General features: G+C 70.7%; 10 protein-coding genes and 1 other RNA gene. 2 read left to right on the top strand and 9 right to left on the bottom strand.

Annotated elements, in window-relative coordinates; genetic code table 11:
• Positions 1-48: 48 nt before the first annotated feature.
• Positions 49-401, top strand: a transfer-messenger RNA (tmRNA) gene (gene ssrA, locus LUTJ29_RS18435).
• A 218-nt stretch (positions 402-619) separates the two neighbouring features.
• Here ssrA and LUTJ29_RS0110445 read toward each other — a convergent pair.
• The 3 genes from LUTJ29_RS0110445 to alr form a co-directional block, all read right to left on the bottom strand.
• Positions 620-1294: an OmpA family protein gene (locus LUTJ29_RS0110445; protein ID WP_043741133.1), complete on the bottom strand. Its 675-nt coding sequence runs from the start codon at positions 1292-1294 to the stop codon at positions 620-622.
• Positions 1295-1411: 117 nt separating this feature from the next.
• Positions 1412-2881, bottom strand: coding sequence for a deoxyribodipyrimidine photo-lyase (locus tag LUTJ29_RS17130; RefSeq protein WP_051322920.1), 1470 nt, complete (start codon positions 2879-2881; stop codon positions 1412-1414).
• Between the two features lie 31 nt (positions 2882-2912).
• The gene (gene alr, locus LUTJ29_RS0110435) at positions 2913-4052 is read right to left on the bottom strand and encodes an alanine racemase (protein WP_027072460.1); all 1140 of its coding nucleotides are present in this window, start codon (positions 4050-4052) and stop codon (positions 2913-2915) included.
• 137 nt (positions 4053-4189) lie between these two features.
• Between alr and LUTJ29_RS0110430 the strand changes: the two genes are divergently transcribed.
• Positions 4190-4900 (top strand): hypothetical protein, encoded by a 711-nt coding sequence (locus LUTJ29_RS0110430; protein ID WP_027072459.1) that lies wholly within the window; start codon positions 4190-4192, stop codon positions 4898-4900.
• Between the two features lie 15 nt (positions 4901-4915).
• Here LUTJ29_RS0110430 and LUTJ29_RS0110425 read toward each other — a convergent pair whose 3' ends face one another.
• The 6 genes from LUTJ29_RS0110425 to infB all read right to left on the bottom strand — a co-directional run bounded on the left by LUTJ29_RS0110425 (position 4916) and on the right by infB (position 13781).
• On the bottom strand, positions 4916-6316 hold the full coding sequence (locus tag LUTJ29_RS0110425) for a replicative DNA helicase (RefSeq protein ID WP_027072458.1): 1401 nt from the start codon (positions 6314-6316) through the stop codon (positions 4916-4918).
• Positions 6317-7034: 718 nt separating this feature from the next.
• Positions 7035-9143, bottom strand: a complete 2109-nt coding sequence (pnp, locus tag LUTJ29_RS0110420; RefSeq protein ID WP_027072457.1) for a polyribonucleotide nucleotidyltransferase — start codon at positions 9141-9143, stop codon at positions 7035-7037.
• Between the two features lie 123 nt (positions 9144-9266).
• Complete coding sequence (gene rpsO, locus LUTJ29_RS0110415; protein WP_027072456.1) at positions 9267-9527, bottom strand: 30S ribosomal protein S15; 261 nt, start codon at positions 9525-9527, stop codon at positions 9267-9269.
• Between the two features lie 176 nt (positions 9528-9703).
• Positions 9704-10669 (bottom strand): tRNA pseudouridine(55) synthase TruB, encoded by a 966-nt coding sequence (gene truB / locus LUTJ29_RS0110410; protein ID WP_027072455.1) that lies wholly within the window; start codon positions 10667-10669, stop codon positions 9704-9706.
• 73 nt (positions 10670-10742) lie between these two features.
• A complete protein-coding gene (rbfA, locus tag LUTJ29_RS0110405; RefSeq protein ID WP_027072454.1) occupies positions 10743-11102 on the bottom strand; it encodes a 30S ribosome-binding factor RbfA in 360 nt (119 codons plus the stop codon).
• 78 nt (positions 11103-11180) lie between these two features.
• The gene (gene infB / locus LUTJ29_RS0110400) at positions 11181-13781 is read right to left on the bottom strand and encodes a translation initiation factor IF-2 (protein ID WP_027072453.1); all 2601 of its coding nucleotides are present in this window, start codon (positions 13779-13781) and stop codon (positions 11181-11183) included.
• Between the last annotated feature and the right edge of the window lie 6 nt (positions 13782-13787).

Genomic DNA, 13787 nt, shown 5'->3' with positions numbered 1-13787 from the left:
GGCCCGGACCGCCCCTATACTGCCGGTGTCAGCGTGATCGACGCTCCCGGGGGTGCACTGGCTTCGACGGGGGTCGCGAAATCACCTGGTGCATGCCGAGGGGGCAGCTTTCCTCGTTAATCCAGCGGCAAACTCATAGTTGCCAACGACGACAACTACGCTCTCGCCGCTTAAGGCGTAAGCCCCGAACCCACTTGTGCCCGTGCTCGTGGATGTAGGGTCATCATCACGGGAACCAGCCGCGGCGGCCGCCTGTCTGCCACGGCTGAACTCACAGGCTGGTTCCCGGGCGCGCTTCGCACGCCGTGCTGCCCGGGGACGAGATCCAACGGCGGGCTAAGCATGTAGTACCGGGGATGGAGTGCCTTCGGACGGGGGTTCAATTCCCCCCACCTCCACCATCTTCAGACCGGAAAGGCCCGCGCAAGCGGGCCTTTCCGCGTGTCCGGTCCGGCCACGGCCGGGATCGCGACGACCCGGTACGATCCGTGACGCACCGCCGGCGGATGCGCCGGCCATCGCCCCCTCCGAACCCGTCTGAGCGAAGACTTGTTGGAGGCCAACGGGAAAGGCAGGGCCGCCTGCGCGGCCCTGCCCGGTCTGCGACCGGCGGATCCGGTCAGGAGCGCAGCGGGACGATCCGGATCTCGACCCGGCGGTTGAGCGCGCGGCCCTGCTCGGTACTGTTGTCGGCCACCGGGTACTGGTAACCGAAGCCGGCGACCTCGAAACGTTCGCGGCGCAGGCCCTGTCCGATCAGATAGTCGGCCACGTTCCGGGCGCGCTCCTCGGAGATGCGCTGGTTCACGGCGGCAGTGCCGACATTGTCGGTGTGGCCGCTGACCTCGACGATGGTCTGGTCGTATTCGCGCAGGGTCGCGGCGACGTTGTTGAGCGCCGGGTAGAACTGCGGCTTGAGTTCGGTGCGGTTGAAGTCGAAGGTCACGCCATCGGGCAGGTTGAGCTTGATGGTGTCGCCTTCGCGGTCGACCTCGATGCCGGTGCCGGCGGTCTGGCGTCGCAGCTCGGCTTCCTGGCGGTCCTGGTAGGCGCCGATCGCGCCGCCCGCCAGGCCACCCACGCCCGCGCCCACCAGCGCACGCTGGCGCCGCTCGGTGGCGTCGCTTCCGCTGAGCAGGCCGGCCACCGCGCCGATGCCGGCGCCGATGAGGGCGTTGTTGCGGGTGCGGTTGGGGTCGTCCGGCGCGTTGGTCTGGCCGGTGTAGGTGGCGCAACCACCCAGCACGAGCGAGCTGGCGAGGACGGAGGCGATGATCGGGTTCCTGTAACGCATGTGCCACTCCTGGTGCGGGGACGACCCGCCGGTTGGGTTCGCCGCGCATTCCAGCATGGGATCCGGCAACGGATGGTGACGGCCGGCGCGGGCGCATCGGACGCGGATCGCGGCCGTTCAGGTTGGCGCACCTTCCTCCGACGCGTCGCCTTGATCCTCCTCCCGCCGCGATGCCGCCAGCGCGCGCCAGGCCGCGAGCGCCGCCTCCCGCCCCTCCTCCAGCCCCACGACCGGGCGCGCGGGATAGTCCGGCGCCAGCCTGCGCGCGAGTTGCGGCGCGGTCCACGGCGCGTGCCGGGCGGGCATGGGCAGTCGCGCCAGCTCCGGCACCCAGCGCGCGACGTACCGCCCCCCGGGATCGAACTTCGCCGCCTGCGTCACCGGGTTGAACACGCGGAAATACGGGGCCGCGTCCGCGCCGGTGCCGGCCACCCACTGCCAGCCGAGCGTGTTGCTGGCCAGGTCGGCGTCGACCAGGTGCTGCCAGAACCAGCGCGCGCCCTCGCGCCAGTGCTGGCGCAGGTGCTTGCACAGGTAGCTGGCCACGACCATGCGCACCCGGTTGTGCATCCAGCCGCTCTCGCGCAGTTCGCGCATACCGGCATCCACGATCGGCACGCCGGTGCGGCCCAGGCGCCAGGCCTGCAGCAGGCGGCGCTGCGGCGGTGCCCACTCGAACCGGTCGAAGCGCGGATTGAAGTCCGCGTCCGGTGTGTGCGGGAAATGGTGCAGGAGGTGGCAGGCGAACTCGCGCCAGCCCAGCTCGCGCACGAAGGCGTCGATGTCGGCGGCATTGGCGGCACTGCGCCGCGCCTCGAGCGCGGCGACGATCCGCCACGGTGCGATCTCGCCGAAGTGCAGGTGGGGCGACAGGCGCGAGGTGCCGACCTGGTCGGGACGGTCGCGTCCCTGGCGGTATCCGTGCAGCGCACCCTCGATGAAGAGCTCCAGCGCCTCATGGGCACCGGCCTCGCCCGGCTTCCAGCCGTGGCGCAGCAGCGCGTCCGGGTCGCGCGCGGGCGGCAGCCGGAGCGTCTCGAGCCGGATGCCGTCAGGATCGCCCTCCAGGTCGGGGATCGAGGCGGGCGCGTCGAGCAGCCGGTGCGCGCGCCAGTGCGCCAGCGCGGCGCGCCAGAATGGCGTGAACACGCGGTACGGCCCGCCCTGCTTCGTCGCCAGTTCCCAGGGTTCGAACAGCAGTGCGCCGTTGAAGCTTTCCGCGTGCACGCCCTGTTCGCGCAGCGCGCGCTTGATCGCGGCGTCGCGGCGTTCGATCGCCGGTTCGTAGCGCCGGGTCCAGTACACCGCCTCGATGTCGCAGGCGGCGACCAGCGCCTCGATCACCGGCTGGCTGGGGCCACGGAAGATCCGCAGGCGCGAGCCGCGCGCGCGCAGCGAGGCGTCCAGGGCCGCCAGCGAATGGTGCCGCCATGCGTTCGAGGCCGGGCCGGGCGCCCAGTCGCCCTCTTCCTCCGGCTCGTGGATGTAGACGCACACCGGCACCTGTCCGGCCGCCAGCGCGGCGGCCAGCGCGGGCTGGTCGGCCAGCCGGAGGTCGTTGCGGAACCAGACGAGGGCGTTGGCCATGCGCGATCCCGTGTCCGGTGGGCAGGTGGCGTCAGCCGGCGGAGGCATCCGCGCCCACGTAGTCGCGCGGGATGCGTTCGTTGAGCTGGACCAGCACTTCGTAGGGAATGGTACCGGCGGCGGCGGCGACCTCCTCGACCCGGATCTCCTGGTCGCCCTGGCGGCCGATCAGCACCACCTCGTCCTCGTTGCAGGCGCTCGACGCGCCGATCGCCACCATGAACTGGTCCATGCACACGCGGCCGACGACGGGATGCCGCTCCCCGCGCACCAGCACCTGGCCATGGGAGGACAGCGCCCGGGGCCAGCCGTCGCCGTAGCCGATCGGGACCGTCACCACGCGGGTGTCCGCCGGCGCGGTCCAGGTCGCGCCGTAGCTCACCGTACCGCCGGCGCGCACCACCTTGAAGTACACCACCTGCGACACCAGCGACAGCGCCGGGCGCACCGGGACCACGGGGCGCGACGCGGCGTCGGGCAGGACGCCGTAGAGCAGGATCCCGGGCCGCACCATGTCCAGGCGGGTGCCGGGGAAATGCAGCACACCGCCGGAGTTGGCCAGGTGGCGCACCGGCATCGGCGCCCCCACCCGCTCGAAGTGCGCGCACGCCTGGAGGAAACGCTCGAGCTGGCGTGCGGTCATCGGGGAGTCCGGATCGTCGGCGCAGGCCAGGTGCGAGTAGATGCCGCGGATCTCGCACCAGCGAGAGGCCAGCGCGGCCTCGACGAACGGACCGGCCGAATCGTGGCGCACGCCGATGCGGCCCATGCCGGTGTCGATCTTGAGATGGATCGCCGCGCGTCGCCCGAGCGCCTCGGCCGCCGCCTCCACCTGGCGCAGCTTGGCGATCGAGGACACGGTCAACTCGAGGTCATGGCGCAGGAACAGCGCGACCTGTGGCCCGAAGATCCCGCCGAGCACGAGGATCGGCAGGGTGATGCCCGCCTCGCGCAGGGCGATGCCCTCCTCCACGAACGCCACGCCCAAGCGGGTCGCGCCCTGCGCCTGCAGGTGCCGCGCCACCGGCACCAGTCCGTGCCCGTAGGCATTGGCCTTGACGATCGGCATCACCGGCACGCCCGCGTGCGCGCCGATGGCGCGCAGATTGTCGGAGATCGCATCGAGGTCGACGCGGATTCGGGTCGGGCGCTGGGTGAAGGCGGTGGTCACGCGGGGTTCCTCGACCCCGTCCGGCAACGTGCCGGCGCGGGCATTCAGCCGATTCTAGCGGCCCTGCCAAGGGACTGACTGGCCGCGACTGCGGATTCGCGCTAGGCTGGATCCGGATCTCAGGACGAGACTCGTGAATGAATGGATTCGACGCGCGCGCCCGCGCGGGCGCCCTGCTGCTCTCCGCCCTCCTGCCCCTGATCGCTACCGCCGGGGCCGGGCCGCAGCGCCTGGACGGCGACGCCCACTTCATCGACGGTGCCGTCGTCGATGTCGCTCCCGAAACCTGGGATGGCCGCTTCCGCTTCGCCGACGTGTACTGCACGACGTTCCCCCTGGCCGGCAAGGCCCGGCAGCGGGTGTCGGCGCTGTTCCACGGCAACGCGGTCTCGCTGGTGAAGGTGGCGTACGACGCGCCCTATGAGGTGTACGTCGCCACCTCGACCCTCCCGGCTGGCAGGACTCGCGAGGACGAACACCACCAGCAGTTGGCAGGCCTGCAGGCCGGCGCCAGTGTGGTCCCGGAACTGCTGCAGTACGACGTGGTCGAGCTCGAGCACGGCCCCGTCATCCGCACGCGGATGACCAACGTCACCTACCCCCGGGAGGGCGAGGATCCGTTCCCGCTGAAGATGCGCTTCTTCGACTCGCCCGGCGCGGTCCGGAGCATTGCCGAATCCCGGCTGGCGATTCGCGCGTACGACCGGGTGGAGGTGGTGGCGCTGGCCGCAGTGCCGGAAGGCGCCGGCGAACTCGAAGCCGCCCTCACCCGGGGGCTGATGGCCGGGATCGCCGACGCGGTGCTGGCATCCCTGCTCGAGTGCAGCGCCACGCTTCCAGCGCCATGACGCCCGCCCGGGGCGCTACTCGAAGCTGCCGACCGAGTCGTGGGCGAGGTTGTCGAAGCGGGTGTACTCGCCGAAGAAGCGCAGCTTCACCGAGCCGGTCGGGCCGTTACGCTGCTTGCCGATGATGACCTCGGCCAAGCCCTTGTCCGGCGAGTTTTCCTTGTTGTAGTACTCGTCGCGGTAGATGAAGATGATCACGTCCGCGTCCTGCTCGATGGCGCCCGATTCGCGCAGGTCGGCCATCACCGGGCGCTTGTCGGTGCGGGTCTCGAGCGAGCGGTTGAGCTGCGAGAGCGCGATCACCGGCACGTTCAGCTCCTTGGCCAGGGCCTTGAGCGAGCGCGAGATCTCCGAGATCTCGGTGGCGCGGTTCTCGCTGTTGCCCGGCACCTGCATCAGCTGCAGGTAGTCGATCACGATCAGGCCCAGGTCGTGCTCGCGCTTGAGCCGGCGCGCCTTCGCCCGCAGGACGTCGGGCGAGAGCGCCGGGGTGTCGTCGATGAACACCTTGGCGTCCTTGATCAGGCGGATCGCGCTGGTCACGCGGCTCCAGTCCTCGTCCTCCAGCTGGCCGGTGCGCAGGCGGGTGGCGTTGACCCGGCCGACCGAGGAGATCAGGCGCAGCGCGAGCTGGCTGGCCGACATTTCCATCGAGAACACCGCCACCGCCTTGCGGGTCTTCATCGCCGCGTACTCGGCCATGTTCAGCGCCAGCGTCGTCTTGCCCATCGACGGGCGCGCGGCGAGGATGATCAGGTCGGTGGGCTGCAGGCCCGCCGTCATCTCGTCGAACTCGGTGTAGCCGGTCGGCAGGCCGGTGATCCCGCCGCCGCTGGCGAAGCGGGTCTGGAGGACGTCGAACGCCTCCTGCATCGCCTTGTTGATCGGGGTGAAGTCCTGGCGCCCGCGCGCGCCGGCCTCGGCGATGGCGAACACTTCCTGCTCGGCCTTGGCCAGCAGCTCGCTGCTGTCGCGGCCGTCGGGCTGGAAGCCGTCGTTGACGATCCCGGTGCCGACCTCGATCAGCTGGCGCAGGATCGCCTTGTCGCGCACGATCTCGGCATAGGCGCGGATGTTGGCTGCCGAGGGCGTGGTGGTCGCGAGCTCAACGAGGTAGGCGCCGCCGGCGACCTGTTCGCCCAGGCCCTGGGATTCGAACCACTCGCCCAGGGTCACCGCGTCGAACGGCCGGTTCTTCTCGGCCAGCTCGCGGATGGCGCGGTAGATCAGCTGGTGGTCGCGGCGGTAGAAGTCGCCATCGGTCAGCAGGTCGGCGACCTTGTCGTACGCCTCCGGGGCCAGCATCAGGCCACCGAGCACGGCCTGTTCGGCCTCGATCGACTGCGGCGGGACGCGCAGCTGCTCAACGCGATTGTCGATGCGGCCTTCCTGACGGAAACCGGGGCGTGCGGACATCAGCGGGGTGACTCCCAGGGACGGGCCGTCGGCTCGGCCGTATCGTTGTTCTGTGGCAGTCATCGTAGCGGCAGGGGCTGTGGAGGCGCGACGGAACAAGCTGTGGATAACGATGCAGTTGTAGGCGCCCTTCGTCTCAGGCGATGAGATGGCGGAGCCGCACTGCTGTCTGCATCCGAGATGCCTCGCCTCCGCAGCGACACCACGGCCGACGGGCCCGGGATCGCTCCCTGCGCGGTCAGGACTGGCTCGGGCACAGGACATCCATGTTCTGCTGGTCCGCGAACCCGGGCCAGCCACCCGCGGCCCGGTGATGCTGATGCCATCCCGCTTCGAAAGCCCGTCCGGATCCGGGGCCATCCGGTCCTGCGACGCCGCCATCCGTCCGCCGGAGTCGGGAGACGGGACGCTGCCTGGCCGCCCTCGCCGTGGCCCGTTCCGGAGGCGAGAACAGGACAGCGCGACGGAGCCACGAAGGATCACGGTGCCCCGGCCTTCGCGGTCGCGGCTGAAGCCGCTCCTACGGGGGCCGTCCAGGAGCATCAGCTCGCCTCGCGACGGCTGCGCAGTCCGGAGGTTCGAGGGAACGCGCACGACGGCGTCCGGCGTCGTCGGTCGCGGCTGAAGCCGCTCCTACGGGGGGAACGGTCGGAACCGCGGCAACAAAAAAGCGGGCCGGGGCCCGCTCTTCTGTTGCACTGCCGAGGGTCCGGACGGCTTACTCGTCCGAGACGCCCTCGCCTTCCAGCACGGCCTTCATCGACAGGCGGATGCGGCCCTGCTTGTCGACCTCCAGCACCTTGACCTTGACCACGTCGCCTTCGCGCAGGTTGTCGGAGACCTTCTCCACGCGCTCGTTCGAGATCTGCGACACGTGCACCAGGCCGTCCTTGCCCGGCAGGATCGTCACGAACGCGCCGAAGTCCATGATCTTGACGACCTTGCCCTCGTAGATGCGGCCCGGCTCCACGTCGGAGGTGATCTGCTCGATGCGCGCCTTGGCGGCCTCGGCGGCGGCGGCGTTGACCGACGCGATGACGATGGTGCCGTCGTCCTGGATGTCGATCTGGGTGTTGGTTTCCTTGGTGATCGCCTGGATCGTGGAACCGCCCTTGCCGATGACCTCGCGGATCTTGTCGGGGTGGATCTTGATCGTCAGCAGGCGCGGCGCGAACTCGCTCAGCTCGGTGCGCGGCGCGGTCAGCGCCTTGGCCATCTCGCCGAGGATGTGCAGGCGGCCCTGCCTGGCCTGGGCCAGCGCCACCTTCATGATCTCCTCGGTGATGCCCTGGATCTTGATGTCCATCTGCAGCGCGGTCACGCCCTTCTCGGTGCCGGCCACCTTGAAGTCCATGTCGCCCAGGTGGTCCTCGTCGCCGAGGATGTCCGACAGCACCACGAAGTCGTCGCCTTCCTTGATCAGGCCCATGGCGATGCCGGCCACCGGGGCCTTGATCGGCACGCCCGCGTCCATCAGCGCCAGCGACGAACCGCACACCGACGCCATCGAGGACGAACCGTTCGACTCGGTGATCTCCGAGACCACGCGGATCGTGTACGGGAACTCCTCCATCGTCGGCATCACCGCGGCGACGCCGCGCTTGGCCAGGCGGCCGTGGCCGATCTCGCGGCGCTTGGGCGCGCCGAAGCGACCGGCCTCGCCCACCGAGTAGGGCGGGAAGTTGTAGTGGAACAGGAAATGTTCCTTGTACTCGCCCGACACCGCGTCGATGATCTGGCCGTCGCGGGCCGTGCCGAGGGTCACGGCGACGATCGCCTGGGTCTCGCCGCGGGTGAACAGCGCCGAGCCGTGCACGCGCGGCAGGATGCCGACCTTGCACTCGATCGGGCGCACCTGGTCGAGCGCGCGTCCGTCGATGCGGACGCGGTCCTTGAGCACCGCGTTGCGCATGGTCTGGTATTCCTGCTCGCCGAACTCCTTGGCCAGGTCGCCGGACGCCCAGGCGTTGGCCTCGGCCTCGGGCGCGAGCGCGTCGAGGATGGTCTTCTTGATCGCGGAGATGGTGTCGCGGCGCTCGAGCTTGTCGCGCACCTGGAAGGCCTTGGCCAGCTGCTCGCCGATCGCGGTGCGCAGGGCCGACACCAGGCCTTCGTCGGCCGCCGGCGGCTGCCAGTCCCACTTCGGCTTGCCGGCCTCGGCGACGAGCTCGTTGATTGCGGCGATCGCGACCTGCATCTGCTGGTGGCCGAACATCACAGCGCCGAGCATGACGTCCTCGGACAGCTCGTTGGCCTCCGACTCCACCATCAGCACCGCGTTCGCGGTGCCGGCCACCACCAGCTCCAGGTCCGAATCCTGCAGCTCGCTGGTGGTCGGGTTGAGCAGGTACTGGCCATTGCGGTAACCGACCTTGGCCGCGCCGATCGGGCCATTGAACGGCGCGCCGGTCAGCGACAGCGCCGCGGAAGCGCCGATCAGGGCCAGGATGTCGCCGTCCACCTCGGGGTTCATCGACATCACGGTGGCGATGATCTGGACTTCGTTGCGGAAGCCATCAGGGAACAGCGGGCGGATCGGGCGGTCGATCAGGCGGGAGATCAGGGTCTCCTTTTCGGTCGCGCGGCCCTCGCGCTTGAAGAAGCCGCCCGGGATGCGGCCGCCGGCGTAGAACTTCTCCTGGTAGTCGACGGTGAGCGGGAAGAAGTCCTGCCCCTCGCGCGCCGTCTTGGCGGCCACCGCGGTGACCAGCAGAACGGTGCCCTCGCAGGAGACCATCACCGCGCCGCCGGCCTGCCTTGCGATCTCGCCGGTTTCGAGCGTGACCGTCCGGTTGCCGTACTGGAAGCTCTTGGTAACTTTTGCCACTTGGGTTTTCCTTGATGACTCTTTCGATGGACCGGCCGGGACCCCTGTCCCGGTCGGGCGGCCGCGCCCGGCGTGGCCAAAAAAGAGCCGCGGCGCATCACTGCGCCGCGGCGGAGCTCGACTTTATCGGCGCAGGCCGAGTTTCTCGATGAGCGCCTTGTAGCGGGCCGGGTCCTTGCGGTGCAGGTAGTCCAGCAGGCTGCGGCGGCGGTTGACCATCTGCAGCAGGCCGCGCCGGCTGTGGTGGTCCTTCTTGTGGGTCTTGAAGTGCTCGGTCAGGTGCACGATGCGGGCGGTGAGGAGCGCCACCTGCACTTCCGGCGAGCCGGTATCGTTGGGTCCGCGCGCGTGTTCCTGGATGATCTTGCTGTTGTCGATGGACATGTTCGCCTCTTGGTCACGAAACCCGCAGACACGGCGCGGCGTACTGGACGCTGCGGCGCACCGCGTGGTTCGTCATGGATGGACGGGGACGCCACGCATGGCGACGACTCCCGGCTGGTCTGAAAGTGCTTGAAAAAGCCGTGGAAGTGTACCGGCTCGGCGGGACAGCCACAAGTTCAGGCCGGCTGGCGCGGCGCCTCGGCCGCCCAGCTGAACAGCCGCTGCGCGCGCAGCCGGCCGTCCTCGACCAGCCCCAGGCCGAGCGCCCGCCCGTCCGGCCCGTACACCGCCACGCTGCCCGGCGGGTGGAACGGCCCGTCGACCGCCTGCCCCCGCCCGAGCCGCCGGGCCTGGGCCTCGTCCAGTTCCACGGGCGGCCACGAGGCCATGCCCCGCTCCACCGGCAGCAGGCAGGCCAGCAGGCTGCGGTCGCCGCGGGCGGCCAGCGCCCCCAGTTCGTCCAGGGTCCACATCCGCGGCTCCCTGAACGGATCCACCCACAGTCGCCGCAGTTCGGCGACGTGGGCGCCGCAGCCCAGCGCCTCGCCCAGGTCGCGGACCAGGGACCGGACGTAGGTGCCCGAGCCGCACTCCACGTGCAGGCGCAGCTGCGGCGGCACCCCGTGCAGGTCGTCGAGCAGGTCGCCGGCCGACTGCAGCGCGAACTCGTGCACCTCCACCTCCCGCTCCTCGACCTCCACCACCTCGCCGCGGCGGGCCTTGGCGTAGAGCGGCTCGCCGCCGCGCTTGAGCGCGGAGTAGATCGGCGGACGCTGGCGGATGCGGCCGGTCAGGCCGCGCAGGGCGGCGTCGATGTCGGGGATGCGCAGCGGCGGCACCGGGCGCTCGCGCAGCGGCTGGCCCTCGGCGTCGTCGGTGTCGGTGACCACGCCCAGGCGGGCCACGGTGTCGTAGGCCTTGCGCGCGCCGAGCAGGCCGCCGGCGATCTTGGTCGCCTCGCCGAAGCACACCGGCAGCAGGCCGGTGGCGAGCGGATCGAGGCTGCCGGTATGGCCCGCCTTCTCGGCGCGGAACAGGTGGCGCACCCGCTGCAGGGCCTGGTTCGAACTCAGCCCCCGCGGCTTGTCGAGCAGCAGGAGGCCGTCGAGCTTCCTGAACTTCGTGCGGGGACGTTGGGCCATCGGGCGATTGTATGTGAGGCGCCGGCCGCGCCAGCGGGCGGCGTCCGTGCGCCCTCCGCGGCGGGCGGACCGCTCAGTCGCCGGCCGGGCCGGGCCCGAGGTCGCGCAGCAGCGCGTCGATGCGCTCGCCGCGGTCGACCGAATCGTCGTAGTGGAAATGCAGCTCGGGCACGTGCCGCATCTTGACCAGGCGCGCAAGCCGGAAGCGGATCTCCGGCGCCGCCCCGCGCAGCCCGTCCAGCGCCTCGCGGGCGCGCTCGGGCTGCAGCGCGGTCACGAACACCTTGGCGTGGGCCAGGTCGCGGGTCACTTCCACGTCCGAGACCGACACCGAGGGCAATCCGTGCTCTGCCACCGCCTCGCGCACGAGCGTCCCCAGCTCCCTGCGGAGCTGGGCGGCGACGCGGTCGGTGCGATGGAATGACCTGTTCATGGGGTTCGCTCCTGCCCGGGCGCGGGGGCCGGGACCCTGGCGGATCCGCGGCCCCGCGGGCGCGGTGCGGCGGGCGCCTTACAGCGTCCGCTGCACCTCGATGCGCTCGAAGCACTCGATCTGGTCGCCCGGCTGGACATCGTTGTACGCCTTCACCGCGATGCCGCACTCGGTGCCGCTGCGGACCTCGTCCACGTTCTCCTTGAACCGGCGCAGCGACTCGAGTTCGCCCTCGAAGATGACCGTGTTGTCGCGCAGCACGCGGATCGGCTTGTTCCGCTTGACCACGCCCTCGACCACCATGCTGCCGGCGACCGCGCCGAACTTGGAGCTGCGGAACACCTCGCGGACCTCGGCGACGCCGATGATCTCCTCGCGGATCTCCACGCCCAGCAGGCCGGACGCGACCTGCTTCACCTGGTCGATCACGTCGTAGATGATCGAGAAGTAGCGCAGGTCGAGGTTGTGGGTCTCGATCACCTTGCGCGCGGCCGCGTCGGCACGCACGTTGAAGCCGATGATGGTCGCCTTCGCGGTGGCGGCGGCGTTGGCGTCGGACTCGGTGATGCCGCCCACGCCCGACACGATCACGTTGATCCGGATCTGGTCGTTGGACAGCGCGGTCAGCGCCTGGCGCAGCGCCTCCACCGAACCCTGCACGTCGGCCTTGACGACCAGGTTGAGCACCTGCTGGGTCTCGCCCTGGCCCATCTGGGCCATGATGTCCTCCATCCGGTTGCCGGCGGACTGGACCAGGCGCAGCTCGCGGCGCTTGGCCTCGCGCTGCTGGGCCACGTCCTTGGCCAGGCGCTCGTCGTCGACGACCACGAAGTCGTCGCCGGCGTCGGGCACGCCCGACAGGCCGAGCACCTGCACCGGGATCGACGGGCCGGCCGACTTGACCTGGGAGCCGGTCTCGTCGAACAGCGCGCGCACGCGGCCGTACTGCACGCCGCACACGAGGTAGTCGCCCTTCTCCAGCCGGCCGCGCTGGACCAGCACGGTCGCGACCGGGCCGCGGCCCTTGTCCAGCGAGGATTCGATCACCGTGCCCGAGGCGCGGCCGTCGGCCACCGCCTTGAGCTCGAGCACCTCGGCCTGGATCGAGATCGCGTCCAGCAGGTCGTCCACGCCCTGGCCGGTCTTGGCCGACAGCTCCACCATCTGGGTGTCGCCGCCGAAGGACTCGGCGACCACGTCGTGGGCGAGCAGCTCGTTCTTGATCCGCTCGGGGTCGGCGTCGGACTTGTCGATCTTGTTGATCGCCACGATCAGCGGCACGCCGGCCGCCTTGGCGTGCTGGATCGCCTCGATCGTCTGCGGCATGACGCCGTCGTCGGCCGCGACCACCAGCACCACGATGTCGGTCAGCTTGGCGCCGCGCGCGCGCATCGACGCGAACGCCGCGTGGCCCGGGGTATCCAGGAAGCTGATCACGCCCTTCGGCGTCTCGACGTGGTAGGCGCCGATGTGCTGGGTGATGCCGCCGGCCTCGCCCGTGGCCACCTTGGTGCGGCGGATGTAGTCCAGCAGCGAGGTCTTGCCGTGGTCGACGTGGCCCATGATCGTGACCACCGGCGGACGCGGACGGGCCTCGCCCTGCACTTCCTCGACATGGGCGAGCAGCTCGGACTCGGCGTCGTCGGCCTGCGCGGCGACCGCCTTGTGGCCGAGCTCCTCGACCACCAGCACCGCGGTGTCGTGGTCGATGGTCTGGGTGATGGTGGCCATGACGCCCATCTTGAACAGCGCCTTGACCACGTCGCCGCCCTTCATCGCGAGCTTCTGCGCCAGGTCGGCGACCGTGATCGCCTCGCCGATCGCGACCTCGCGCACCACCGGCGCGGTCGGGCGCTCGAAGCCGTGCGGACCGGCGCCGCTGCGCGACTGCTCGATCTGGCGGCGCGGCTTGGACTTGGCCCGGGTGCTGCTGCGGCGCGCCCGGTCGGACGCGCTCAGGTGCAGCTGGCCGGCGAAGCGCGCGGTGGCCTCGTCGTCCTCGACCCCGGCGACCATGACGTGCGAGCCGCGGGCGGCCTTGTGGCGGTGGCCACCGCGGTCGTCGCTGCGCGGCGCCGGCTTGGGATGGCCGTGGCCCCCGGTCTTGCGCGGCGCGGGGTCCTCCTCGGCCGGCGCGGCGGCCGCGGCGGCCAGTTCGGCCTCCCGGCGCAGGCGCTCGGCCTCCTCCTCCTGGCGCTTGCGCTCGGCCTCCTCGGCCCGGCGCCGGTCTTCCTCGGCCAGGCGCTGCTGTTCCTGGAGGTTGCGCTGGCGCGATTCCTCGAGCTTGCGCAGGATCTCGGCCTGTTCGTCGTCGACCGGCGCCCCGGCGGCCCCGGCCTGCACGGGCACGGGCTCGGCCTCGGGCTCGGGCTTGACCAGGGTGACCTTCTTGCGCACCACCACGTCGACGGTCGCCTTGTTCCGCCCGCCGCCGACCGTCAGCTCCTGCTTGCGGGTCCGGCTCAGGGTGATCTTCTTGGGCGTCGCGACCTCGGCCGCCTGCCCCGCCTTGCCGTGCGTCCGGCGCAGGAAGCCGAGCAGCTTGACCTTCTCGGTGCTGGTGACGACCTGGTCCGGGTCGCTGAACTCCATGCCGGCCTCGGACAGCTGCTCCAGCAGCTTCTCCACCGGCGTGTTGACCAGGGCGGCGAGCTTGCGGATGGTGGTTTGTTGCGACATTCGGTT

It is taken from the genome of Luteimonas sp. J29, from assembly GCF_000472505.1.
Classification (GTDB): Bacteria; Pseudomonadota; Gammaproteobacteria; order Xanthomonadales; family Xanthomonadaceae; genus Luteimonas.
This window is presented reverse-complemented; position numbering and strand designations above follow the sequence as displayed.

Bases quoted from the DNA above. Each gene is read 5' to 3' on its own strand.
- LUTJ29_RS0110445 (WP_043741133.1), bottom strand. From the start codon at position 1,294: ATGCGTTACAGGAACCCGATCATCGCCTCCGTCCTCGCCAGCTCGCTC.
- LUTJ29_RS17130 (WP_051322920.1), bottom strand. From the start codon at position 2,881: ATGGCCAACGCCCTCGTCTGGTTCCGCAACGACCTCCGGCTGGCCGAC.
- LUTJ29_RS0110430 (WP_027072459.1), top strand. From the start codon at position 4,190: ATGAATGGATTCGACGCGCGCGCCCGCGCGGGCGCCCTGCTGCTCTCC.
- LUTJ29_RS0110425 (WP_027072458.1), bottom strand. From the start codon at position 6,316: ATGTCCGCACGCCCCGGTTTCCGTCAGGAAGGCCGCATCGACAATCGC.
- rpsO (WP_027072456.1), bottom strand. From the start codon at position 9,527: ATGTCCATCGACAACAGCAAGATCATCCAGGAACACGCGCGCGGACCC.
- truB (WP_027072455.1), bottom strand. From the start codon at position 10,669: ATGGCCCAACGTCCCCGCACGAAGTTCAGGAAGCTCGACGGCCTCCTG.
- rbfA (WP_027072454.1), bottom strand. From the start codon at position 11,102: ATGAACAGGTCATTCCATCGCACCGACCGCGTCGCCGCCCAGCTCCGC.
- infB (WP_027072453.1), bottom strand. From the start codon at position 13,781: ATGTCGCAACAAACCACCATCCGCAAGCTCGCCGCCCTGGTCAACACG.